The organism is Thauera sedimentorum (genome assembly GCF_014489115.1).
GTDB lineage: Bacteria > Pseudomonadota > Gammaproteobacteria > Burkholderiales > Rhodocyclaceae > Pseudothauera > Pseudothauera sedimentorum.
In genome coordinates this window covers 1,098,586-1,123,063 of sequence record NZ_JACTAH010000002.1, presented here as the reverse complement: position 1 = coordinate 1,123,063, position 24,478 = coordinate 1,098,586, and the positions used below count along the sequence as shown (strand labels likewise).

Annotated in this window: 20 protein-coding genes; 7 read left to right on the top strand and 13 right to left on the bottom strand. The window is 68.6% G+C overall.

Annotation, left to right across the window (positions count from 1 at the left end; translation table 11 throughout):
• Positions 1 to 120: 120 nt before the first annotated feature.
• From IAI53_RS15070 to IAI53_RS15060, 3 genes are all read right to left on the bottom strand, one after another.
• Positions 121 to 621 carry a hypothetical protein gene (locus IAI53_RS15070; protein WP_187718985.1) on the bottom strand — a complete coding sequence of 167 codons (501 nt, stop codon included), beginning with the start codon at positions 619 to 621 and terminating at the stop codon, positions 121 to 123.
• Entirely contained in the window at positions 618 to 917 is a 300-nt protein-coding gene (locus IAI53_RS15065) for a nucleotidyltransferase domain-containing protein (protein ID WP_187718984.1), read from the bottom strand. Before IAI53_RS15065 ends, IAI53_RS15070 begins: the two co-directional genes overlap by 4 nt.
• 213 nt (positions 918 to 1,130) lie before the next feature.
• On the bottom strand, positions 1,131 to 2,534 hold the full coding sequence (locus IAI53_RS15060; RefSeq protein ID WP_187718983.1) for an MBL fold metallo-hydrolase: 1,404 nt from the start codon (positions 2,532 to 2,534) through the stop codon (positions 1,131 to 1,133).
• A 235-nt stretch (positions 2,535 to 2,769) separates the two neighbouring features.
• On the opposite strand from IAI53_RS15060, the gene IAI53_RS15055 reads away from it, so the two are divergent.
• A complete protein-coding gene (locus IAI53_RS15055; protein ID WP_187718982.1) occupies positions 2,770 to 6,153 on the top strand; it encodes a hypothetical protein in 3,384 nt (1,127 codons plus the stop codon).
• Positions 6,154 to 6,211: 58 nt separating this feature from the next.
• Here IAI53_RS15055 and IAI53_RS15050 read toward each other — a convergent pair whose 3' ends face one another.
• From IAI53_RS15050 to IAI53_RS15035, 4 genes are all read right to left on the bottom strand, one after another.
• Complete coding sequence (locus tag IAI53_RS15050) at positions 6,212 to 7,591, bottom strand: sigma-54-dependent transcriptional regulator (RefSeq protein ID WP_187718981.1); 1,380 nt, start codon at positions 7,589 to 7,591, stop codon at positions 6,212 to 6,214.
• Positions 7,588 to 9,153 (bottom strand): sensor histidine kinase, encoded by a 1,566-nt coding sequence (locus IAI53_RS15045; RefSeq protein ID WP_187718980.1) that lies wholly within the window; start codon positions 9,151 to 9,153, stop codon positions 7,588 to 7,590. The genes IAI53_RS15050 and IAI53_RS15045 overlap by 4 nt, the downstream gene beginning before the upstream one ends.
• Positions 9,154 to 9,396, bottom strand: coding sequence for a PP0621 family protein (locus tag IAI53_RS15040; RefSeq protein WP_187718979.1), 243 nt, complete (start codon positions 9,394 to 9,396; stop codon positions 9,154 to 9,156).
• Between the two features lie 148 nt (positions 9,397 to 9,544).
• Positions 9,545 to 10,717, bottom strand: a complete 1,173-nt coding sequence (locus IAI53_RS15035) for a pyridoxal phosphate-dependent aminotransferase (protein WP_187718978.1) — start codon at positions 10,715 to 10,717, stop codon at positions 9,545 to 9,547.
• Between the two features lie 98 nt (positions 10,718 to 10,815).
• On the opposite strand from IAI53_RS15035, the gene mtnA reads away from it, so the two are divergent.
• Positions 10,816 to 11,892, top strand: coding sequence for an S-methyl-5-thioribose-1-phosphate isomerase (gene mtnA, locus IAI53_RS15030; RefSeq protein WP_187718977.1), 1,077 nt, complete (start codon positions 10,816 to 10,818; stop codon positions 11,890 to 11,892).
• Positions 11,892 to 12,554, top strand: coding sequence for a class II aldolase/adducin family protein (locus tag IAI53_RS15025; protein WP_187718976.1), 663 nt, complete (start codon positions 11,892 to 11,894; stop codon positions 12,552 to 12,554). The genes mtnA and IAI53_RS15025 overlap by 1 nt, the downstream gene beginning before the upstream one ends.
• Before the next feature lie 81 nt (positions 12,555 to 12,635).
• Here IAI53_RS15025 and IAI53_RS15020 read toward each other — a convergent pair whose 3' ends face one another.
• Positions 12,636 to 13,508 carry an NAD(P)-dependent oxidoreductase gene (locus IAI53_RS15020; RefSeq protein WP_187718975.1) on the bottom strand — a complete coding sequence of 291 codons (873 nt, stop codon included), beginning with the start codon at positions 13,506 to 13,508 and terminating at the stop codon, positions 12,636 to 12,638.
• Positions 13,505 to 14,386: an NAD(P)-dependent oxidoreductase gene (locus tag IAI53_RS15015; RefSeq protein ID WP_187718974.1), complete on the bottom strand. Its 882-nt coding sequence runs from the start codon at positions 14,384 to 14,386 to the stop codon at positions 13,505 to 13,507. The genes IAI53_RS15020 and IAI53_RS15015 overlap by 4 nt, the downstream gene beginning before the upstream one ends.
• 59 nt (positions 14,387 to 14,445) lie before the next feature.
• Between IAI53_RS15015 and ybiB the strand changes: the two genes are divergently transcribed.
• Together ybiB and IAI53_RS15005 are read left to right on the top strand one after the other, a co-directional pair.
• Entirely contained in the window at positions 14,446 to 15,363 is a 918-nt protein-coding gene (gene ybiB / locus IAI53_RS15010; RefSeq protein ID WP_187718973.1) for a DNA-binding protein YbiB, read from the top strand.
• 172 nt (positions 15,364 to 15,535) lie between these two features.
• Entirely contained in the window at positions 15,536 to 16,042 is a 507-nt protein-coding gene (locus IAI53_RS15005) for a disulfide bond formation protein B (protein ID WP_187718972.1), read from the top strand.
• Positions 16,043 to 16,167: 125 nt separating this feature from the next.
• Here the strand turns inward: IAI53_RS15005 and IAI53_RS15000 are convergent, their stop codons facing one another.
• Both IAI53_RS15000 and IAI53_RS14995 read right to left on the bottom strand, forming a co-directional pair.
• Positions 16,168 to 16,467: a PilZ domain-containing protein gene (locus tag IAI53_RS15000; RefSeq protein ID WP_187718971.1), complete on the bottom strand. Its 300-nt coding sequence runs from the start codon at positions 16,465 to 16,467 to the stop codon at positions 16,168 to 16,170.
• Positions 16,468 to 16,611: 144 nt separating this feature from the next.
• A complete protein-coding gene (locus IAI53_RS14995; RefSeq protein WP_187718970.1) occupies positions 16,612 to 18,042 on the bottom strand; it encodes a TolC family outer membrane protein in 1,431 nt (476 codons plus the stop codon).
• Positions 18,043 to 18,320: 278 nt separating this feature from the next.
• Here IAI53_RS14995 and IAI53_RS14990 point away from each other — a divergent pair, with 278 nt between their 5' ends.
• Together IAI53_RS14990 and IAI53_RS14985 are read left to right on the top strand one after the other, a co-directional pair.
• Entirely contained in the window at positions 18,321 to 18,962 is a 642-nt protein-coding gene (locus IAI53_RS14990; RefSeq protein ID WP_225433322.1) for a transglutaminase-like cysteine peptidase, read from the top strand.
• 178 nt (positions 18,963 to 19,140) lie between these two features.
• Positions 19,141 to 21,093, top strand: a complete 1,953-nt coding sequence (locus IAI53_RS14985) for an EAL domain-containing protein (RefSeq protein ID WP_187718969.1) — start codon at positions 19,141 to 19,143, stop codon at positions 21,091 to 21,093.
• Between the two features lie 30 nt (positions 21,094 to 21,123).
• Here IAI53_RS14985 and IAI53_RS14980 read toward each other — a convergent pair whose 3' ends face one another.
• Positions 21,124 to 21,450: a hypothetical protein gene (locus tag IAI53_RS14980; RefSeq protein WP_187718968.1), complete on the bottom strand. Its 327-nt coding sequence runs from the start codon at positions 21,448 to 21,450 to the stop codon at positions 21,124 to 21,126.
• A gap of 71 nt (positions 21,451 to 21,521) precedes the next feature.
• The coding region (locus IAI53_RS14975; protein ID WP_187718967.1) for a cadherin-like domain-containing protein at positions 21,522 to 24,478 on the bottom strand (2,957 nt) is incomplete at its 5' end.

Sequence of the window (24,478 nt, the reverse complement as noted above, 5' to 3'; positions counted from 1 at the left end):
TGCTCGCGTGTTCGATGCCGCGCGCGAGCGCAGCCTGCGCTCCGGCTTGAATGGCATTGAGGACGGACCTCGTTTTCCGGTCGCGGTTGATTGCCCCAGATACCCTGGCGTTACCTCCAGCTACGGGGTTCGCGTTTCGCGGTCCATCCACCCGCGCCGACCTGCCTCGGCGATCATGGCTTGCGCGGCGCCGGCCAGCAGGGAAACGCCGCAATGACCGGCCTGCAGCGCACCGACGAGTACGGCGGGGTCTTCGACATACTCGTGCACCATCTGGTTACGTAGTCGGCGCAACACCATCCAGTCTTCGGCGGAAGCAATCAGGCCGAGACGCTCGGCACGATCAAGATTGTCGATGGCGGCACCAGTCCGCTCACCTAGCGACTGCAGCAACAGCGGCAGCAACTTGTCTCCGATCGTGTCCTGCAAGCGGGCGAAGCGCCCCACGAAGGCTTCGACCCGCTCGGCGAGATCCTGGTCGTGCGCGAGGGCTTCGGCACGGTCCAGCGTGAATGGTTGGGCGAACAGCCGAGCATCGGTCGCTAGCAGGTGGCTGCACTCTTTCCCCACCACGCGGCAGAGAAAGGCAAGGCGGATGGCCAGTGCGGGATCAAGCGTCATAGCGGCAGGCCCCGGCGCTGAGCGACGTCGTGTATCGGGTAACGGCGCAGATTGGGGGCGGCGAGCAAGACATCCACCTGCCTCCCGTCCAGCGCACGGGAGATGCGCGCGGAAAGCCTGGCGGAAAGGACGGCAGGATTGTCGATCGGCTCGGGCAGTTCGACCATGAGGTCGACATCTCCCCCCCGCGCCGCGTCATCGAGGCGCGAGCCGAACAGGATCACGCGTGCTGCGTCGCCCGCAGTCTGGCGGACTACCCGGCGGATGGCGGCGGCCTGGATCGGTGTGAGTCGCATGGGGGCATTGTAGTACGCGCGGGTGATGAGGCGCGACGCGGCGGGATGCCGACGGCGCAAGGTACAAGGCCTGTAGGAGCGGCCTTGGCCGCGATTGCTGCCGTGCCCAGGGACACGGCCTGCCCCTTACCACCATATGAATCGCGGCCAAGGCCGCTCCTACAGGGGGCTGGACGATTGCGGCGGGGTTGTGTGGACTCGACCGCTTCTGGCTCAGCTACAGACGATCTGCCCGCTGCTCGCGTGTTCGATGGCGCGCGCCAGCGCAGCCCGCGCGCCGGCTTCGCCATGCACCAGCCGCACTTCGCGGGGCCAGTGGCGCATGCCGGTGACGAAGCGCACCAGGCTGTGCTGGTCGGCGTGGGCGGAGTAGCCGGCCAGAGTGTGGATGGCGGCGCGGATGTCGATGCGTTCGCCGTCCAGGTCCACATAGCCGCCGCGCGGGCCATTGCGCTGGATGGCGGCGCCGGGGGTGCCGGCGGCCTGGTAGCCGACGAAGAGCACGTCGTGGCGCGGGTCGTGGAGCATGGCCTTGAGGTAGTTCACCACCCGCCCGCCGGCGCACATGCCGCTGGCGGCAATGACCACCGCAGGCTCGCCGCTACGCGCGAGGCGGCGGACGTTGGCCAAATGGGCGTCGTGGCCGTCGATGGCGACGAGTTGGGCGAAGTCGAGCGGGCGGCGGCCCTGGCGGACGCGGGCACGGGCCTCGGCGTCCCAGTGGGGCTGCAGTTCGCGGTAGAGCGCGGTGAAACGGCTGGCGAGCGGGGAGTCCAGGTAGATGGGCAGGCGCGCCCAGCGCTCCGCCTGCCTCCCGCCGCTGCGGGACTGGCGATGCAGAATGTCTTCGAACTCGTAGAGCAGTTCCTGGGTGCGGCCGATGCTGAAGGCGGGCACGATGACCGTGCCGCCGTTGGCGATGGCATGCTCGACCGCGGCCTGCAGGCGCTGGCGGCGGGTGTGCCGCGATTCATGCAGGCGATCGCCATAAGTGCTTTCCAGCACGACCCGGTCTGCGCGCCAGGGCGGGCGCGGAGGAGGCAACAGCGGTGTCCAGGGCGCGCCGAGGTCGCCGGAGAAGACGATGCGCTCGGCTGCGGCACCCGCCGCGGCGACGTCGCATTCGACATAGGCCGACCCGAGGATATGCCCGGCGCGCTGCAGGCGGATGCGGCATCGCGCGCCGCGCTGCGTGGGAATATCGGCCCATTGCCTCCATGGCAACGGGCGCAGGCGCGCTTCAACCAGCTGCAGGTAGCGCTCGACATGGCGGGTGTCGCGGCTGATGCCGAGCGCGAAGGCATCGGCCAGCACCGTGGGCAACAACCGGGCGGAGGCCTCACTGCAGTAGATCGGCCCCGAGTAACCCGCGGCGAGCAGCCAGGGCAACCGGCCGACGTGGTCGATATGCACATGAGTGAGGACCAGCGCGCGGATGTCGCCGACCGGAAAGCGCACGGCAAGTGCGTCTTCACCGCTGCGGCCGTCCTGAGAGGTTTCGGCGCCCTGGAACAGGCCGCAGTCGATCAACAGGCTGTTGGCGGCGTCGATGCGCAGTTGGTGGCAGGAGCCGGTGACGCCGTCGTGGCCGCCGTGATGGATTAGCTCGTATGACATGCGCGCATTCTAATGCAATGCACTATGCATTCTGTTTCTTGACCCGCCGATCTACTGCGTGTGCGGCCATGACCATGACGGCGCCGATGGCGTCATCGACTTCCGAGCCGATTACATGACAAAGAACTAACACCGAACGATCTTCGATGCTGTACCCTCGCAGCGCATCCAATGCCATTGGCGTTCATCGACCTCAAGCGGTGAGGCCAACGGCCGGCACACATCGGAGAGAGCGATGGCGCAATCGAGGAAGAGGATTGGGGCTCTGCTGGTCTGCCTGCTGCTGGCGACCACCACCAGGGCAGAGGCGATCGACACCAGTGCGGAAGACGAGGCCGCGCGTCGCCTTGCGTGGGAAGAGGAGCAGGCAGAAAACGATGTGCGCGCCATGTTCGAGCGCCTGAACGCCCGGAGCGAGGAACTGGAGCGACGCGCGAACGAGCTGCCCTACCCGGACCCGGTCACCGTCGGCATCGAGAAACCGCGGCTGGACTGGCTGGAGAAGGAAAAGGCACGCTACGCCCACTTGCTCGACGACATGCGGGTCGACGTCTTGTTGGCACCGGTGCAGGTGCAGGGCACTGGCGTATCGCGTACGACACGCGCACTGATGGCCGAAAGCCTCGCTGCGGCGCTCCCGTCAGGCGTGCGAGTCGCCCCACCGTCGGTTGTCGCCCGTGCGACAGGCGATGGCCAGCGCCAGCTCGAGCGTGCCGACGTGATCGCCGTGGCCAACCGGGCGCACGCCCGGCGCATCATCTGGACGTATGCCGGCCATCGCTTCGACGGGCGCCTGCACTTGTACTTCGAGATTCAGGATCTTGGGGAACGCGGCGGTTTCCAGGAGACCGATCTGCGCCGGCCAGTGAGCATAGACCCGCTGCCGTTCGCTCTCGACGATGGCAACGGCCCGCTGCAAGTGTTCCGCGCACATCTACCGCAAATCCTGGCGGCCCTGGACTACCCCGCAGCGACCCCACACACCGTGTCCGTCACCCCCTTGCCGCAGCGATTTCCGGCAAGCCTGGGCGAGATTGCGCACGAAGACACCAAACCCGCCGCGCGCGCCCTCTACCTGCAGCTGCTGGCAGCGCTGGTGCCGGCCACGGATACACGTGGGCGCGAGCGCCTCTACGAACGCTCGCTGACAATCGCCTGGCAGATGCCACCCGCCCACCCCACCACCCGACTGCTGCTGGCGCGCGCGTACCACGGGCTGCACATGCGTCCCGCGGCGCTCGCCGTGCTGGCCGCCCCCGCAAGCGACGCGGAGCGCGCCCTGGTCGCAGCCTTGCAGGGCAACCTGCCCGAACTGGAGCGCCTCCGCCAGCGTATCGCCCTGTCGCCCTTGCGCCTGATGGCCGAGATCGACGCAACAGACATGCGCTTCGCGTATGAGGCCGAGTCCATCGCAAGCCACGCCGAACGCGAAACGCTGCTGGCATCCCTGCCCTCCCCGTGGCGAGATCTTGCAGCACGCCGCTTCGTGGCCAGTGACCCCACCGGGCTCAATGCCGTAGATCCGATGCCGGTTCTGGATCTGCTCGGTCGTGAGTTTCCACAGGCTGGGCCATCTCCAGCGGAGCGCATCAAGGGGCGCATGCTTGCCGGCCGCTGGCAGGATACCGGGATGGAGGTCGCCATTGCGCCTTATCTCAATCCCCTTGTCGCGCAGGTCGACAACATTCCGTGCTGTGCCGCCGACGCCAGTGGTCAGGCACGCGCAACCCGGCTCGACGTCCTCGACTTCCTGGTCGAATCGGCCATCGCGGACATCGTCTATGCGGCGCGGCGCAGGATCCGCGCTCAGGGGCGCTACCGAGACGGGCTGCGCGCGCTCGACGAGCTCGACGTCGTGTTCAGGGACCATCCCGAGTTGCTGAATGAGCGTGCATTTGCCGATGAACAGCTCGCCAGGAACGCCGAACCTGAACTGCAGCAATCCCTGCACCAGCGCGCCCTCGCCTCGCGAAGCAGGGCACAGTCGGCCGCAGCGTTCGGCGGCCTTCACCCCTCTGACATGCCCACGCACATCGATGGCCCGCCGCCTCACATACCAGGACACAAGGGCCACGAGGACACCACAGCACGCATACGCTACATCGGGCGCACAGCCCTTGCGCATGTCACCCACGACAGCCATATGCTGGGCAGCGTTTACCAGCAGCTCGAATCGGCTGCCGAACGTGAAGCCTTGCTGCAGGAGACTGCCGGCCGCTTCGACGGCAGTTCAGTGCCGCCGCTGCTGCTGGCCATGCTGGAGCACGAGAAAGGCCGACCTGCCCGCGCACGTGAAGTACTCGCCGCAGCGGCCCGACAGGGGCTGCCGTCATGGGAAGTCTATGAGCGTCTCGGTCGCGAGTATCTCTCCGAAGCGCGCTACGTCGAAGCAGCCACAGCCTTCAACAGCTATCCCGGGTTCAGCGGCGCGGCGCGGGTGCATCCGGTGAGCCGCGACAACCTCGCTTACCGGGTTGGTTCGCTGCTGTACTGGCGAGGCGAGCCGGATCTCGCCGCGCCGCTTTACCGTATGGCGGCAGGATCGGGCACCGGATCTGGGGCAAATCACACCAGTACGGCCCGCCTGGCGCTACTTGCCGGTGACTATCGAGCAGCCGCGATGGCCTTTCACGTCAACATGCGAAACTACGACTTCGCCTGGAGCTATCGCGACTTCTTCAGCCTGATGCATATGCTCGGGCAGGGCGGGACGGCCTGGGAAGGCTTTCTCATCACGGCGCATCGCCTGCAGGTTCCGCAGCTATGGCATGCCGCCCTCGTCGGCCACCGGCGCGAGGCCTTGCGCCCTGCCGAGTACGGACAATGGCTGCGCGACAATCGCTTTGTGCACGCCGAGCGGGTCGAACCCTGGGTGGCCGGATATCTCACCCTGGCGGCGGTCACCGACCGGATGCCCAGCGAGGACGCGCTGGCCGAACTCGGCCGCTTGCCCGCTCATGAGACGAGGATCCTGCTGCCCTTTGCGCAGGCATACCGGGCCATCCGCCAACACGATTTTGCCGGTGCGGAAGCGGTGCTGGCCGACACGCTGGACAAGATCGACCTACGCGGCCTGATGCGCGCACCATATCTGCTGCCGTACTACGCACTGGCCGCCGCGCAGGCCGGCAAGACGGAAGCCGCCCGCGCGCGCATCGACGCTGCGAAGCCGGCGATGGCCGACAACATGGACCTGCGTTTGGCTATTGCGGTGCTGGACGCGCTTAGCTGCAAGCCCAATGCCCCCGAGGGCTTCGCGCGCGCCTTCGCTCACCGCGTCTTTGCCGAGGACCGTCCGCTACTCGTGGAATACGAGTTTGCCGATCTGGCCATGTGGGCGCATGAACTGACCGGTGAGCCTGCCTATCGCGACTATGCGCTGAAGATGGCCCGCTTCAATCAGCGGGTTCAGCCCTGGGAAGCGTGGTCGCATGCACTCGCCGCCCTTCTGCTGGAGCCGGGAGAGGAGCGCAGCCAAGCCGCCCGCCGTGCGGTCTACCTCGACCCTCAGTCCGCATGGCTCGTCCGCCTACCGGCAAACGAGCTCGACGCCGCCCGTGCCGCCGTTCGTACCATGCCGCCGTTCATCCTGGTGGAGGAAGACGGCACAGGGATTTGAGCATGTGTCATTTCACCCGAGCGACGAACTCCTCAGGGGCGCTACTGCCGGAAAGTACTCACTCCATCCCCCACTTCTGCAGCCGGTAGCGCAGCTGCCGCAGGGTCATGCCCAACCGGCGCGCTGCGGCCGAGCGGTTCCAGCGGGTTTCGTCGAGCATGCGCAGCACGCGGATGCGTTCGTCGTCGCTGTCCTCGTCCTGCGCACCGGGGTCGTCGGGGGAGTCGAACTCGCCGGTATCGAAGCGGGGCATGGCGCGCAGCAGGCCTTCGGTGGGGTGCAGGTCGATGTCCTGCAGGCCGATCTGCTCGCCTTCGCACAGGGCGCAGGCACGCTCCAGCAGGTTCTCCAGTTCGCGCACGTTGCCCGGGAAGGGGTGGCGCTGCAGGGCGGAAAGCGCGTCCATGGACAGGCGGCGCGGGGCGGTGCCTTCGCGCTCGGCCAGGCGGGCGAGCACGTGGGCGGCGAGGTCCGGGATGTCTTCCGGGCGCTCGCGCAACGCCGGCACGCGCAGGGTGATGACGTTGATGCGGAAGTAGAGATCCTGGCGGAAGCGGTTGTCGGCCACCAGTTGCGCGAGGTCGCGGTGCGAGGCGGAGAGGATGCGCACATCCACCGGTTCCTCGCCGTGCGCACCCACCGGGCGCACGGCGCGCTCCTGGATGGCGCGCAGGAGCTTCACCTGCATGGCGAGCGGCAGTTCGGCTACTTCGTCGAGGAACAGCGTGCCGCCGCTGGCGGCCTGGAAGAGGCCCTGCTTGTCGCTGGCGGCGCCGGTGAAGCTGCCCTTCTTGTGGCCGAAGAACTCGCTTTCCATCAGCTCGGGCGAGATGGCGCCGCAGTTCACCGGCACGAAGGGGCCGGCCGCGCGCGGGCCGAGCGAGTGGATGAGGCGGGCGATGACTTCCTTGCCGGTGCCGGATTCGCCGTGGATGAATACCGGCGCCTGGTTGCGTGCCAGCTTGGCGATCTGCCCGCGCAGTTGCTCGAGCGCCGCCGAACGGCCAATGAGCTGGCGCCCGCCGGCATCGACCGCATCCTCGGCGGGACTGCGCAGCGCGTGGGCGACCAGCTCGCGCAGGCGCTTGAGTTCCACCGGTTTGGTGACGAAGTCAAAGGCACCCAGCTTGAGCGCGCGAATGGCGGTCTCGATGCTGCCGAAGGCGGTGATCACCGCGACCTGCAGGCCGGGCTGATGGCCCTGGATGTACTCGACCAGTTCCAGTCCGTCGCCGTCGGGCAGGCGCATGTCGGTGAGGCACAGGCGGTAGCGGCGTTCGTCCAGCAGCGTGCGCGCCTCGCCCACCGAGCCCGCGGTGTCGCAGGCCAGGCCCATGCGCAGCAGCGACAGCTCGATGAGTTCGCGGATGTCGTCCTCGTCGTCCACCACCAGCACATCGGCGGTGCGCGAGGACGCCCTGCGGTCTTCGTTGTTCATGGCTTGCTCCGGCCGGCGAGGATGAAGTGGGCGCCGGTATCGCTGGGCGCCAGTTCGAGCGCCGCGCCGTTGGCTTCGGCGAGTTCGCGGGCGATGTACAGGCCCAGCCCCGTCCCCTTGGGGTGGGAGGTGAAGAAGGGTTCGAAGATTTTAGCGCGGTCGCCCGGCGGGATGCCCGGGCCGTCGTCGGCAACGTGCAGGACCACGGTTCCGGGCTCGGGGGCTTCCGCCCGCAGTTGGATCGCCCCCGGGCTGCCGCTGCAGTAGCGCCGCGCATTGCCGACCAGGTTGGCGAGAATCTGCTGCAGGTGCGCGCGGTCGGCCGCGAAAGTGAGCGCCGGGTCGATCTCGATACGGTAGATCTGGCGCTCATCGTCGCGCCCGAGACAGGACTCCTCGACCAGGGCAACAATGAAGTCGCGCAGCGCGATGGCGTCGGGCAGCACTTCGTCGCGCCGGCCGAGCGCGAGCACGTCGCGCACCATGCGTTCGATGCGGCGCGCGTTGTCGTTGATGATGCGGATCAGGCGCGCCTGCATGTCGCCGCGCTTTTCCTCTTCCAGCAACTCCGCGGCCTGCGACACCGCCGACAGCGGATTGCGGATCTCGTGGGCCATGCTGGCGGTGAGCCGGCCGAGGGCGGCGAGCTTGGATTGCTGGATCTGGCGCTGGATCTCCTCGAAGTCGGTCAGGTAGATCACCGTGTCACCGCTGCCGCCCGCGCCGTCGCCGGCGCCGACCGTGCGGCAGCGCAGGCTGCGGCCGGCGCGCCCCATGCGGCCGAGCCCGGTGTCCTCGCAGCTGCCGTCGAGCATGCAGGCGGGCAGGGCCGGGTCCAGTTCGGCCAGCAGGGCGCCTTCGGCCAGGTCGATGCCCAGCAGTTCGGATGCGCGCGGATTGGCGTGGCGGATGCGCCCGTCCGCGCCGAGCACGATCACCCCGTCCTGCATGTCGCGGATGATGCGCTCGTTGATGGCCTGCTGGCTGGCGAGTTCGGCGCCTCGGCGCGCTGCCAGCGATTCGTTGGCCTGGGCGCGACGGGCGAGCAGACGGGCGACGATGGCGATGGCAAAGAAGCCCGCGCAGGCCATGCCGACCTGGAAGAAATCCCCCGGCGTGCCGCCGCTGACGAAGCGCCAGGCGTTCTCCGACAGCACCAGCACCGTGGCCAGCGCCGCATGGAAGAGCACCGTGCGCTCGCGCGAAACCAGGCCCGAACCGGCGAGCACCGCCATCATCAGCACCGGCAGGCCGCTGCGATAGCCGCCGCTTGCCCACATCAGCACTGCCAGCACGCAGATGTCGATGACACCCTGCAGGTTGGCGATGCGGTCGAAGCCGATGCGCCGCACCGCGTCGGGGAAACCCAGCAGCAGCACCGCGGCGAGATACGCGGCCGACACCGCGAGGAAGGTGCGCGGCGCGGCGCCGCCGAGGTTGAGTTCGTGACCGGCCGCCACGAACACCCCGGCGAGGATCAGGCGGAACAGGTTGAAGTAACGCAGCGACGCGCGGCGCGCCTGGTCGAACTCGCCGATGCCGGCCGTCGTCGCCTCGCTCATTCAGCCGCGCCTGGCACCCAGCTTGCGGTGCGCCTCGCTGCAGAAGAAATGTTCACCCGCCTGGACGCCTTCACTTTCCGGCACATGCACGCCGCAATGCGCGCAGGCCAGCATGCGCTCCGGCGTCTGCCGGCGCCCTTCGTCGGAGGCCCCGCCCCCCCGGCCGGCACGCGGTTTCTGCAGGGCGCGCCGCACCCACCAGATGACGATCAGGACGAGAATGAAGATCAGCAGATTGCGCACGGGGACACGCGGCGGTCAGGGAGAAATATGCGGGCGCAGTTTAGCATGGGGGTAGGGCCGGGGCCGGCACGTTTGCCAATGTAGGAGCGGCCTTGGCCGCGATGCGGCTCCCGGCAACACGAACATCGCATCGCGGCCAAGGCCGCTCCTACATGGCCGACTGCGTCAGTCGTGTGAGCCGCTCGCAGGCCTGCGCCAGGGTGTCCTCGTTCTTGGCGAAACAGAAACGCACCACGCGGTCGTCATGGCCATCGGCGAAGAAGGCGGAGACCGGAATCGCCGCCACACCGACCTCGCGGGTCAGGTACTCGCAGAAGGCGGTGTCCGGCAGATCGGAGAGCGCGTGATAGCGCGCAAGCTGGAAATAGGTGCCGCGCGAGGGCAGCAGCTCGAAACGCGAAGCGGCCATCGCGTTGCGGAAGAAGTCGCGCTTGTCCTGGTAGAAGGCGGCCAGGCCGAGGTGGCGGCTGGCGTCCGCCATGTAGTCGGCCAGGGCGTGCTGCACCGGGGTATTCACGGTGAACACGTTGAACTGGTGCACCTTGCGGAACTCGGCCATCAGCTCGCGCGGGCCGACCACGTAGCCCACCTTCCAGCCGGTGATGTGATAGGTCTTGCCGAAGCTGGAGACGATCAGGCTGCGCGCGGCCAGCTCCGGGTGGCGGGCACAGCTCTCGTGGCGGACGCCGTCGAAGACGATGTGCTCGTACACCTCGTCGGACACCACCACGATGCCGGTGTCTCGGGTGAGCGCGGCCAGCTGTGCCATGTCGTCCGCGCTCCACACCGTGGCGGTGGGGTTGTGCGGCGAGTTGATCATGATCATGCGGGTGCGCGGGGTGATGGCGGCAGCCACCGCCGCCCAGTCCGGACGGTAGTCGGGAGCGGACAGGCGCATGCGCACCACCGTGCCGCCCTGCAGCTCGATGGCCGGGGCGTAGGAGTCGTACACCGGCTCGAAGACGATCACCTCGTCACCCGGATGCACCAACGCCGCCACCGCGGTGAACAGGGCCTGGGTGGCGCCCGCGGTCACGGTGATCTCGCTGTCCACGTCGTAGGCGGTGCCGCAGAGCGCCTCGACCTTGCGCGCGATCGCCTCGCGCAGCGCGGGCACGCCAGCCATCGGCGGGTACTGGTTGGCCCCGGCGCGCATCCAGTGCGCGACGCGCTCGAACAGCAGGTCTTCGGCGTTGAAGTCGGGATAGCCCTGCGACAGGTTGATGGCGCCGCATTCCTGGGCGAGCCTGGACATGACCGTGAAGATGGTGGTGCCGACCTTGGGCAGACGGGAGGCGACGGGGGCGGGGAAGTTCGGCATGGCGGCGGGCACGACGGCGGGAAGGACTGGACGAACGATTGTGGCAGAGGCCGGTCAGCTTTGGAAACGGCCACACCGCACTTGGTAGAATCCCCCTCATGAGCTTCAAGCAACCCATCCCCACCATCCGCCGCGACGGCGACCGCGCCGTCATCCTCGACCAGACCCTGCTGCCGCACCGCACCGAATTGCGGCATCTGTCCTCCCTCGACGACGTGGCCCACGCCATCCGCAGCATGCAGGTGCGCGGCGCGCCGCTGATCGGCGCCACCGCCGCCTATGGCGTGGCGATCGCGATGACCCACGACGCGGGCGATCGCGCGCTGGAGACCGCCCTGGAAGTACTCGCCGCCACCCGCCCGACCGCGGTCAACCTGCACTGGGCGCTGGGCCGCATGGCCGCCCGCCTGCTCGCCCTGGCCCCGGTCGCCCGCGTTGCGGCCGCATGGGACGAAGCCGAGGCGATCCGCCTGGAAGACATGGAAACCTGCGCGGCCATCGGCCGCCACGGCCTGACGCTGATCGAAGCGCTCGCCGCCCGGCGCCCCGGCCCGGTGCGGGTGATGACCCACTGCAACGCCGGCTGGGTAGCCACCTGCGGCGCCGGCACCGCGCTGGCGCCGGTGTATGCGGCGCACGCGCGCGGTATTGCGGTGGAGGTGCTTGTCTCCGAAACCCGCCCGCGCAACCAGGGCCTGCTCACCGCCTGGGAACTGCGCGAGGCCGGGGTGGCGCACAGCCTGATCGCCGACAACGCCGCGGGGCTCCTGCTCGCGCGCGGCGAGGTCGACCTGGTGATCACCGGCGCCGACCGCGTGGCCGCCAACGGCGACAGCGCCAACAAGATCGGCACCTACCTCAAGGCGCTCGCGGCGCAGGACGCCGGCGTGCCCTTCTACATTGCCGCGCCCTTTTCCACGCTGGATTTCGCCTGCCCCGCCGGCAGCGCGATCCCCATCGAAGACCGCGACGCCGACGAGTTGCTGTGCGTGAACGGCGTGGATGCCGACGGGCACCTGCGGCAGTTGCGCCAGGCGCCGGCCGACACCGCGGTGCGCAACCCCGCCTTCGACGTGACGCCCGCACGGCTGATCCGCGGCATCGTCACCGAGCGCGGCATCGCCGCCCCGGGCGCGCTGCGCGAGCTCTACCCGGCCGAGGACGTGCCCGCCTGATGGATGCCAGCGCCGCCCAGCGCGAGGCCCTGCTCGCCACCGCCCGCGCGATGGGCGCGGCGCGCCTTAACGTCGGCACCGCGGGCAACGCCAGCCTGCGGCTCGGTTCCGACGGCAGCTACCTGATCACCCCCACCGGCCTGCCGGCCGAGGCCTGCAGCCCGGCGGACATGGTGACGATGTCGCCCGACGGCATCCCGCAGGGCACGCGAGCGCCCTCCTCCGAGTGGCGGCTGCACCACGACATCTACGCCCGCCGCCCCGAGGCCGGCGCCATCGTGCACGCCCATCCGCCCTTCGCTACCGCGCTGGCCTGCCGGCGCGCGGAAATCCCCCCCTTCCACTACATGATCGCGCGCTTCGGCGGCTCCACCGTGCGCTGCGCCGGCTATGCCACCTTCGGCACCCAGGCGCTGTCCGACCTGGCGCTGGCCGCACTGGAAGAGCGCTGCGCCTGCCTGCTGGCCAACCACGGCATGGTGGTGTTCGGGCGCGACACCGCGCACGCGCTGGCGCTGGCGATCGAGTTCGAGATGCTGTGCGAGCAGTACTGGCGCACCCTGCAGCTGGGCGAGCCGGCGCTGCTGTCGGATGCTGAGATGGCCGAGGTGGTCGCGCGCTTCAGCTGGTACGGCCAGCCGCAGGACCAGGACCGCAGCTGAAACGCTGCCCTGTGGGAGCGGCCTTGGCCGCGATGCGGCGCGTGGCAAGGACGGACATCGCAATCGCGGCCAAGGCCGCTCCTACACGGGGGCTTCGGCCTCCAGCACCCGCAGCAGGCTTGACGTGTCGTCCCGCCCCCAGCCGGCGGCCATCAGCGCGTTGAGCTGCTGGCCGGTCTGCGCCGCCACCGGCAGCGGCACGCCGAGACGACAGGCGTCGGCCAGCAGCAGGCCGAAGTCCTTGTGGTGCAGGCGGGCCTCGATGCCGGCGCCGAACTCGCGCGCCACCATGCGCTCGCCCATCAGCTCCAGCACCTTGGAGGCGGCCGAACCGCCCATCAGCGCGTGGCGCACCGCGGCGAGGTCCACCCCGTGGGCACGCGCCAGGTGCATGGCTTCGGCACAGGCCTGGATGGCGTTGACCATGATCATCTGGTTGCAGGCCTTGGCCACCTGGCCTGCCCCGGCTTCGCCCACATGCACGATGCGCTTGCCCAGGATCTCCAGCAGCGGGCGCACCCGCTCCAGCACCGCAGCCTCACCACCGGCCATGATCGCCAGCGCCGCCGCGCGCGCGGCCTGTTCGCCACCGGACACCGGCGCGTCCAGCCAGCCTATGCCGCGTTCGGCATAGCGGGCAGCCAGGTCGCGCGCCATGCCGGGGGCGATGGTGCTCATGTCCACGTGCACCGCACCGGGCGCAAAACCCTCGGCCAGCCCTTCCGGCCCGAAGGCCAGCGCCTCGACGTCCGCGCTGCTGGTGACGATGGTGATGACCACCTCGCAACGTGCGGCGAGCGCCGCCTGCGTGGCGCACACGTGGGCACCCCGCGCAGCGAGCGCGGTGGTCGCTTCGGGGCGGCGTGCCCACACCGCGAGCTCGTACCCGGCATCGAGCAGGTGGCCGGCCATGGGCGCGCCCATGGCGCCCAGGCCGATGAAGCCGAGCTTCACGCGCCCTCCCCGCCGCTCATGCGCTCGAGCAGCTTGAGCATGGCGATGGAATCGTCCTCGCCCATGCCGCTACCGACTAGCGCATTGAACATCTGCGCGGTGGCGGCCGACGAGGGCAGCGCGAGGCCGAGGCGATGGGCCTCTTCCATGACGATGCGCATGTCCTTCTGATGCATCCAGGCCTTGAAGCCGGGCTTGAAGTTGCGGTCCAGCATGCGCTGGCCGTGGTTTTCCAGGATGCGCGAGTATGCGAAGCCGCCGAGCAGGGCTTCGCGCACCTTGCCGGCATCCACGCCGCTCTTGGTGGCGAAGTTGAGCGCCTCGGCCACCGCCGCCACGCCCACGCCGGTAAGGATCTGGTTGCAGGCCTTGGCCACCTGGCCGGCACCCGAATCGCCGATCAGGGTCACCGACTTGCCCATGGCCTCGAAGGCCGGCTTCGCCTTGTCGAACGCACCCGCATCGCCGCCGACCATGATAGTGAGCGTGCCGGCAATCGCGCCGACCTCGCCACCAGAGACCGGCGCATCCAGCATGGTGACCCCGCGCCCGGCGAGCGCGCTGGCGATCTTCTGCGCCGCCGCCGGGGCGATGGTGCTCATGTCCACGTGGATGTGGCCGGCACCGGCGCCGTCGGCCACGCCATCCGGTCCCAGGGTAACCTGCTCGACGTCCGGGGCGTCGGCGACGATGCTGATGGTGAGCGGCGCGCGGCGCGCCACCTCGGCGGCACTGGCGCAGTCGCCGGCGCCGGCGTCGAGCAGCGGCTGCATCGATTCGCGCCGGCGGCTCCACACGTGCACCTTGTGGCCGGCCTTGATCAGGTTGAGCGCCATCGGGCGCCCCATCAGGCCCAGGCCGATGAATCCGACTTCCATGTTGTTCTCCTCTCTGTTCTCGCTGGCTCGCGGCACGGTTTCGGGCGGATAATGCCCGGATGAGCTACGCCCCAATCATCAAGGAAATCGGTCGAGGCGCCAAGGGTGCGCGGCCACTGGACGCCGCCCAGGCGCAGGACGTCTTCGGCGACATGCTGGACGGCAAGGTGCCCGACCTGGAACTGGGCGCCATCGTCATGGCGCTGCGCATCAAGAGCGAATCCACCGAGGAACTGCTCGGCTTCAAGCGCGCCATGGACGCCCGCACCCCGCAGGTCGCCGTACCCGCGGGTCCGCGCTGCGTGGTGCTGCCGACCTACAACGGCGCGCGCCGGCAGGCCAACCTGATGCCGCTGCTGGCGCTGCTGCTGGCGCGCGAGGGCGTGCCGGTGCTGATCCACGGCCGGCACGACTTCGAGAGCCGCACGAGCCCCTTCGAGCTGCTCGCCGCGCTGGGCATCCACCCTGCGGCCGATGCACAAGCTGCGGGCGCCGAACTGCGCGCCGGGCGCGTGGCCTGCCTCAAGCTCGACACCCTGCTGCCCGGCCTCGACCGCCTGCTGGCGCTGCGCCTGCGCATGGGCGTGCGCGGCAGTGCGCACACCATGGCCAAGCTGGTCGACCCATGCCGCGGGCACAGCGTGCGGGTGGTGGCGGTCACCCATCCGGAGTATCTGGAGCGCATGCACGGTTTCCTGTCCGCCGACGGCGGGCGGGCGATGCTGTTGCGCGGCACCGAGGGCGAAGCCTTCGCCAATCCGCGCCGGCGCCCGGAGATGAAGGTGTTCGACGACGGCGCGGCGCGCATCGCCTGGGCGGGCGAGGAAGGCGGCGCCCCGCCCTTGGCCGATCTGCCGGATTGCCCGGAGGTGGAAGCGAACGCTGCGCTGATCCGCGCCATGCTGGACGGCCGCACGCCGATCCCGCAGCCGGTGCGCGAGCAGGTGGAGGCGCTGGTGGCGCTGGCCCGCGCCTGATCCTGCGTAGGAACGGCCTTGGCCTCGATTGCGGCCTGAGATAAAACGACGCCGCATCGCGGCCAAGGCCGCTCCTACAACGGCGGCATCGCACTGCAGCATCTACGACGTTTGACTCATCCGGCGGTTGACCGCCTAAAATGAGCAGCTTTACCGACCGGGGCCCGCACCGATGCTCTCCCGCCTGTCCGCCCGCAACTTCTTCTTCGCGCTGTTCCTGTTCTGCGCCGGACTGCTCGGATTCGGTCTCTACCTCCAGCATTTCGAGGGGCTGGAGCCGTGCCCGATGTGCATCATGCAGCGCTATGCACTGGCGCTGGTGGGCGCGATCGCCCTGTTGGGCGCGCTGCACGGGCCGCGCAACGGCGGCGCCCGGGTCTATGCCGGGCTGATCCTGCTGGTGAGTCTCGCCGGCGGCGGCGTGGCCGCGCGGCAGAGCTGGATCCAGCTCTATCCGCCGGAGATCCCGGAATGCGGGCCGGGGCTGGAGTTCATGGTGGAGAGCTTCGGCCTGGCCGACGCCTTGCCGATGATCTTCCGCGGCGCAGGCGACTGCACCGCCATCGACTGGACCTTCCTCGGCCTGTCGATCGCCAACTGGTCGCTGGTGAACTTCACCCTGATCGCGCTGCTGGCCCTCTACCTGATGGTGCGCCGGCATATCCGGCGCTGGTATTGAGGGCTGACGACCGATCGCAGGCAAACCCGCTGTTGTAGGAGCGGCCTTGGCCGCGATCGTCCTGTGAGGAAGCAGGCCCCGGGATCGCGGGCAAGCCCGCCCCTGCCGAAAGCGGAGCGGGCGGCCTAGCCCAGCACCCGCACGATCGCCCCGCCAATCTCGTAGCGCCCGCTGCCTACCGCGTGGCAACGCTTGACCTCGAGCCTGGCAAGCAGGGGCGCAGCGCCGGTGGGTGAGCTCACCGACACTTCCAGCACCTCGCACTCGCCCGGCACATAGGTGGAATGCAGGGTCATGCCGCTGATGCTCAGTTCGATGCACTCCGCGGGCACGGTGTCGCCACCCGGCAGATGGATGGCGGCGGAGCAGCCGAGCGGGATGCGCCGGTCGAGTCGGCGTTCGGGAGGAGCGGCACGATCATTCATGACGAGAACCCGGGCAAGTTGGCGACCGGGCGATTGTAGCCTCCGGCGGGCGGATTCCGGCAGCCCTTGCGCACGGCGCACGGCGTGAACGGCACGGGGCGGCCCGCAGGCCGCCCCGTTTCAACCCTGACAAGCCCTAGCCGTTCAGCGGCCGGCGGCGCGCATGGCTTCGGCAAACACGGCTTCCTTGTCGATCTGCAAGGCCACCGGGGCTTCCGCCGGGCAAACCGAAGCCGGGTCGATCGGCGCGCCGTCATGGCCGATGTCGCCCGGGGCGGGCAGGTCCTCGCGCGCCACTTCCAGTGCGCGCATCAGCCGGCCCATGCCGGCCAGGGTGCGGGCCTGGGCGATCTGCCGGTCGGTTGCGGCGGCCACGTAGGCACGGCGGGCCTGGAAGTACTCGTTCTCGGTATCGAGCAGGTCGAGCAGGGTGCGCTGACCGATGTCGAACTGGCGACGATAGGCTTCGCGCGCCTTCTCGATGGAGAGCTGGTGCTGGTCGAGGTAGCGCAGCTGCTCTTCCAGGCGCTGCACGTCGTTATAGGCGATCGACAGGGTCTGGCGCAGATCGCGGCAGGCCTTCTCGCGCAGATCCCTGGCCTGGTTCAGCGTTTCGGCGGCCTGGCGCACGCGGGCGGAATCCGAACCGCCGCGGAACAGGTTGTAGGTGAACACCAGCTCGACCACGCCGTCGCGCGAGGTGCCGCTCAGACCGTCGAGGTTGCGGTCGACCGACTGGCGGGCACGCAGGTCGAGGCGCGGATGGAAGGCCGCGCGGCGCGCCTCCACCTGGGCCTGGCCGGCACGCACGTTCTGCACCGCGGCGTTCAGCGCGGGGCTCGCGGCGAAGGCTTCGCGCAGGGCCTCGGAGGCATCCGGGGGCAGCGCATCCGCGGTGAGCCGGACGCCGATCGGCGCGAGCGATTCCGGCGGCGTGTTGCCGACAATGCGCTGGTAGCGGGCACTGACGTCGTGCAGGTTGGACACTTCGGTGAGCAGGTTGGATTCGGCCAGCGCCAGGCGGCCGGTGGCCTGCTCCAGATCCACCCGGCGACCGACGCCGGCGCCGGCGCGTTCGGCGATCTGCTCGTGGATCTGCCGGTGCTGCACGTAGTTTTCCTGGGCGAGACGCACCAGTTCGCGATAGCGCAGCACGTCGGCGTAGGCGCGCAGCGCCTCGAGCGCGGCGCTCTCGGAGGCGTCGATCAGTTCGTAGTAGCGCGCCAGCTTGGCGTGCCCGAGCCGGGCGACCTCGCTGCGGGTGAAGAAGCCGTCGTACACTATCTGGTTGAGCGACAGCGTGGCATTGCGATGATTGAAGCTGTCGGTTCCCTGTCCCGGGCGCGTCTGGCGCTCGCGGCCGGAGCTGGCGGTGAAGTCCAGCTGGGGCAGATAGCCGCCGCGGGCCACGTTCTGCTCCTGCTCGGCCGCCCGGAAGGCGTGCCAGGAGGCCTGCACCTCCGGGTTGCCGACGACCGCGCTGCGTGCGGCGTCGCGCAACGCGTCCGGCACCTGGGCGGCGGCAACGGCGGGCAGGCTGGCGAGTACGGCAACGGCGATCAGTTTGCGAAACATCGGCGGGGGTCTTCCATGCGTGAGTTCGGTGAAAACAATCGGGCCGGCATAATCCTCCGACCCTGCCTAGATTGGGCAGCCCGGATGATAGGCGAGTTCTGCTGGGGGCTTTGCCAACTATTCGATGCTTTTGCAAATTTCCACGGTTCGGCGGATACCATGTCGGATAATTCGTCGAATCCGCCCATTGCATAGTCTCGATGCGTCATCGCAGGCCGATCAACTCCGCAACACGCATACCCCGGCCGGGCTGGAGCGCCCGCTTCGGCGCATGGGCCATGCATGCGGCCGTCGCGCTCGTGCTCGGCGCGGTAGTTGCCGCACCGGATTTCGACCGCATGCGGCAGGTGGCCCTGGAGCGTTACGGCGCCGACGGCGGCGACGCGGTGGACGCGTGGCGGGCGGCGCTGGCCCGGGCAGGCGAAGAGGTGGACGACATCGCCCGGCTGGACCGCGTCAATGCCTTCTTCAACCGCCGCATCGCCTTCGACGACGACGCGCGCATCTGGGGACAGGGCGACTACTGGGCCACGCCGCTGGAAACCCTGGGCCGGGCGGCGGGCGACTGCGAGGACTTCTCCATCGCCAAGTACCTGTCGCTGCGCCAGTTGGGCGTGCCGAACGAGCGCCTGCGGCTGATCTACGTGCGCGCGCAGATCGGCGGACCGCAAAGCGGCATCAGCCAGGCCCACATGGTGCTGGGCTACTACGCGAGCCCGGACGCCGAGCCGCTGATCCTGGACAACCTGATCGGCGAGATCCGCCCCGCCGGTCGCCGGCCGGACCTGCTGCCGGTGTTCAGCTTCAACAGCGAGGGCCTGTGGGTAGGCGGCGCCAGCGCCTCGTCGGCCGACCCGACCGCGCGGCTGTCGCGCTGGCGCGATCTGCTGGAGCGGGTGCGCAAGGAGGGGATGCAATGAGCCGCCCGCTACCACGCCCGCGCGCTTTCTCCCGCTTCCCGGATGCCGGCCCGCTGTCCGCCCACGGGCTGCACGCCTTTCGCACGATTTCACTTTCTCCCTGTCCCTCGCCGTTTGCCGGCGAGGGGATGGTCAGCAGGCCGCCTGGCGGCTTGCGCGGTATCGGAGCATTCAAGCCATGTCACTGATCAAGCAACTGTGGATCGCCATCGCCGTCGTCATGTCGCTGTCCTTCGGCGGCAGCCTGGTGGTCAGCACGCTGTCCGCACGTCACTACCTGGAACAGCAGATGCTGGTGAAGAACCTGGACAATGCCACCTCGCTGGCGCTGTCGCTGTCGCAGATGCCCAAGGACCCGGTGACCGTGGAGCTGCAGGTCGCCGCGCAGTTCGATGCCGGCCACTACCGCCTGATCCGCCTGACCGACCCGCGCGGCGAGCTCATCGTCGAGCGGGCCTACGAAGGCGGCGCAGTCGGCGCGCCGGAATGGTTCGCCCGCCTGGTGCCCATCGATACCCAGGCCGGCGTCGCCCAGGTGCAGGACGGCTGGCGCCAGTACGGCACGCTGTCGCTGGAAAGCCACACCCGCTACGCCTACGAATCGCTGTGGTCGGGCACGCTCATGCTGCTGGCCTGGTTCGTCGCCGGCGGTGCGCTCACCGGCCTGGCCGGCACCCTGCTGATCAAGTACATCACCCGCCCGCTCGGCCGTGTGGTGGCGCAGGCGGAGGCCATCGGCGGGCGGCGCTTCGTGACCACCGAGGAGCCCCGTACCGCGGAGTTCCGCAGCGTGGTGCGGGCGATGAACACCCTGTCCGACCGGGTGCGCAGCATGCTCAACGAGGAAGCGCGACGGCTGGAGCAATTGCGCCGCCTGCATCAGCACGACGAGCTTACCGGCCTGCTCAACCGCACGCAGTTCCTCAAGCAGCTCGACACCGCGCTGACCCGCGACGATGCACAATCGGGCGGCATGCTGGCCATCGCCCGCCTGGGTGAGCTGGAGCAGCTGAACCGGCTCCTCGGCCGTCCGCAGGCCGACCGCCTGCTGCAGGAGATCGGCGCCTGCTTCCAGGCGGTGGCCGAGGCGCACGAGGCCTGGGAGGCCGGCCGCCTGAACGGCACCGACTTCGCCCTGCTGGCCTGCGGCGCGGCCGAGGTCGATGAGATCTGCGCCCGCCTGCGCGCCGGACTCGACGGCATCATGGACGCCTGGGCAGCGCAGGCCGCGCTGCGCCTGCCGCTCGGGGCAACCCCGCTGGCCAGCGGCGAAGCGCGCGCGCATCTGCTCGCGCGGGTCGACGGCGCACTGGCCGCCGCGGAGCAGCAGGGTGAGCGCGCCTTGCGCCTTGCCGCCGCCGACACCGAACCGCCCGCCCACACCGATCTTGCCGACTGGCGGCAGGCCCTGCTCGCCGCGCTCGACACGGAGGGTGTGCAGCTGGGCGCCTATCCGGTCGTCGCCACCGATGGCCGCATCCTGCACTTCGAGGCGCCGATGCGCCTGCACGTGGACGGCCGCTGGCAGAACGCCGGCTACTTCATGCCCTGGGCCGCGCGCCTGGGGCTGATGGCCCGCCTCGACACCGCCGTCCTACAGGCCGCGCTGCGGCAGGTAGGCGAAGGCGAGCACGCGCTGGGCATCAACCTGTCGGTCGAATCCCTGCGCGATGCGGCCTTCCGCAGCGAGCTGTTCGCCAGCCTGCAATCGGCGCCGGCCGCCGCCACCCGCTTGTGGATCGAAGTGCCCGAGTACGGCGTGCTGCATCACCAGGCTGAGTTCCGCGCCCTGTGCCTCGCGCTCAAGCCGCTGGGCTGCAAGGTCGGCATCGAACACGTCGGCCGCCAGTTCGGCCGCATCGGCGACCTGCACGACCTGGGTCTGGACTATCTCAAGATCGATGCGTCCATGGTGCGCGGCATCGAAGGCGACGCCGGCAACCAGAACGTGCTGCGCGGCCTGTGCGTGGTGGCCCACGCCATCGGCCTGACGGTGATTGCGGAAGGGGTGTGCAGCAACGACGAAATCGACACCCTGACCGCCCTGGGGGTGGACGGCATGACCGGACCGGGCGTACGCGCCACCGATCCCGCAGCACGCGCGGCCGGCACGGAGCCGCTGTCCGAGTAAGCCCCGCGCGGGCGCGCGCAGGGCCGGCGGTCAGATCACGCCCGCGTCGTCGTCCAGCAGATTCAGCTGGCGCAGCGAGGCCCGCGCGCTGCGCCGCGCGTTGAGCTTTTCCTGCGCCGGCGCGGGCAGATCGGTAAAACGGATCACCGAGCGCTCGACCAGCAGGTCGATCACGTCCTCCAGCACCCGCACCAGCGCCAGATCGGAGGCCGCCAGCCCCTGGTCGCCGCTGACCAGCGCCTGGGCGAACACCGCCACCTCGGGCTCGTCGCCGGCGGCCTGCTCCCAGCCCGGCCCGTCCGGCTCATGGCCGGCGGCAACGATGCGACCCTGTTCGTCGCGTTTGATGTAAACCATCGGTTTCCTCGCAAGAAAGGCCCTCCCGCCTTGCGGCGGAGAGGGCCGTCCGGTTTCGCGCAGTGCGGCGGTCAGTCGATGATCAGCTTACCGGCATCCTGCAGTTGCTGCAGCGTCAGGTTGACGTTCTCCAGCACGATCACCTGCTCGGCGCCGGCGGTGCCGAGGTCGCCGGCGGTGTTCACGCTGACCACCGTGTTGGCGCCGTCCTGGCTCACCTGCAGGTAGTCGCCCAGCGTATCGCCACCGCCGTAGTTCTGCAGCAGATCGCTCAGGTCGAGCGCGTCGCCCTCGGCCAGGCTGAAGTCCTTCACGGTATCGGTGGCGGGCGTCGCTGCACTGCCCTGGTCGCCCAGATTCCAGGCGAACACGTCGGCGCCGACGCCGCCATACAGGGTGTCGTTGCCGGCCCCACCGACCAGCAGGTCGTTACCGCCCTGGCCGTAGAGGATATCGTTGCCGTCGCCACCACGCAGGGTGTCGTTGCCGCCCCGCGCATCGCCATCGACGTTGAAGCTCTCGTGGTTGGCGCGAACGTAGTTGAACAACTCCTCGTCCGTCGGTTCCGCTCCGTTCTTCAACTGAAGGAAGGTCCTGAGCGCCTGCAAGCCCGAACCGTCCGGCAGGTCCGCGGGCCTGACCGGGTTGCCATCCACACCCCACGGCAGCGCATCGGTATTGATCACGTCGCCGAAGATGATGTCGGCACCGGCGCCACCGTCGATCTCGTCGTCGCCGACGGCGACGGGGTCGAGCGAGGCCGATCCACCCTGCAGAGCCACCGTGAGTTCATCGGCTGTGTTGACGATATCGACTTCGCCTGCAGGGCCCGTGAGAACGTTCGGGCTGACCTGCGTGATGTTGTCGATATCGACCCGGTAGTTGCCGCCGGAGGAGGCATCCAGGACAGTAAATACGAAGCGGTAGGTGCCCGCATTCACCGCGTTCGTCGTGATGGTCTCGTTACTGGTGCTGCTGCCCGACCGTGCAGTCTCCCACGTGGAGCCGTTCCAGCGCTGCACTTCCCATTCGAAGGAGTCGTCACTGCGGCGGCTCGAGTGGTTTACATCGAACGAGAAGGTGGTGCCATCCGCGACGACTTCGAAGGACTTGCTCTCTACGATAGCGGCTTGCCCGCTGTCATTGGTCGTGTCGTCGATTCTCAGCGAACGGGCATTGCCGGAACCCGTGTATTCAATACTTCCGTCGCTGCCCGTCCGCACGGTCCAGTCCGACGTGGTACCCAACGGCCCTGCGTTGCTGGCGTTGAAGCTGGCCAGCACGGTGGACGTACCGCTGAACGTAACAGTGCTCGTTCCGGTCGACTCGGTATTGTCGAAGAACTTCAGATAGTTCTCGTTGATACCCGTCCCGACCCCGATCGCGTGTACGGTGCTCACCGCACTGAGCGATACAAAGGCATCCATCGACGCCTGCATCGTTGCAGCTGTCGTCGACGAACCATTCCCGAACTCACCGTTGGAGCCATAGCGAGTGGGCTCTCCGTCCGTCAGGAAGAAGGTCAGGTTCTGGTAGCCGTCTGTGTTCGAATGACCGAGCGCAGCCTGGCCGGAGAACCAGTCCACCGTCGTATCGAACGCGGCATCGTAGTTTGTAGAACCACTGGCGCTCAGTCCATTGATCCAGCCGATGAGCTCGTCGATATTGCCGGCGTTCAGATCTTGTACAGAACCGACCTCGGTCGCCGTCGTCGCGAACCGGATCAGGGAGACGTTTACCTGACCATCGTGAGTCGCGAGGTCATTGACCAGATTGAGCAGTCCCTCCTTGACCAGCGCCACGCGAGCGGACGACATGCTGCCGGACATATCCACGACGAGCGCGATGTTGTAGTCGGCTCCTTGCTGTACCGTGGTCAGCGTGCCACCGACATCGCCAAGAATCACGTCGTTGCCAGCACTGCCGTTGATTGCATTGTCGCCATTGTCGACCACGACAGTTAGGCCATCTTCGGCAGGCGGAGGCTCAGTACCACCGCCGCCCGGAAGCTGCCCCGGATTGACCCCCACCACGGTCACGGTCACGGTTGCCGTGTCCGTTCCACCTTCTCCATCTTCGATGCTGTAATCGAAGCTGTCGGTGGCCAGCAGCCCCGCTCCTAGACTATCGAACTGCCCGTTCGGGTCGTAAGAGAAGCTGCCATCAATGTTCAGCGTCAGCAGCGCACCGCTGGCCAGCGTAATCACCGCACCCGGCACGAGTGCCACACCGTTGACCTCAACGAGCGTCAGCGCGTCACCGTCAGGATCGTAGTCGTTACCCAAGATCCCTGTCGCCGCGTCAACAGTCAGCGTATCGTTCGCGGACAACTGATACACGCTGTTCGCCGATGCGGGCCCCGAACCGGAAAAGCCGGTCAGGTAATAGCCGGAGCTATCCCCTGACGTGTCGCCGTTGTGCGCCGCTTCGAAGCGAATGCTGTTGAACACCGTCGCACCGGTATCGATCGAGAAACTGCCTGAGTGGACTGGGTTCGCAAGATCGTCGAAACCGAAGCTCCCGCTGGCCACCTCGACTCCATCGTAATAGGCCACCCAACGGCCGGTCTCACCGATCCCGTTCTCGTTTGAATAGAGATTCGAGACAGAGAAGGTCGCCTGGTTGAGATTGCCACTGAAGCGCAACTCGATCGCTTCGCTGCGATCCGCGCTGTCGCTCTCGAGCTGGTTCGGCTCATACCCGCCAGCATCCCCAGTACGCGGCGATCCCGCCACGCCGAGAAGGTCGCCCGACTGCGTCAGCACACCGGCCGTACCATCCGCCTTCCACGCCAGAACATCGGTGGCCGCACCGTTGACATCCTCCGCGGTCCATCCACTGCCGAGAGCCCCAAGTGCAACCGAATAAGGCATTCCAGCAGGATCATCCACCGCCACCGGCGCCTCATTGACCGGGGTCACCCGCACGCGCACCGTCGCGGTGTCCGTGCCGCCGTTGCCGTCGCTCACCGTGTAGGTGAAGCTCGCGTTGCCGGTGAAGTCCGCCGCCGGGGTGAACACCACCTGGC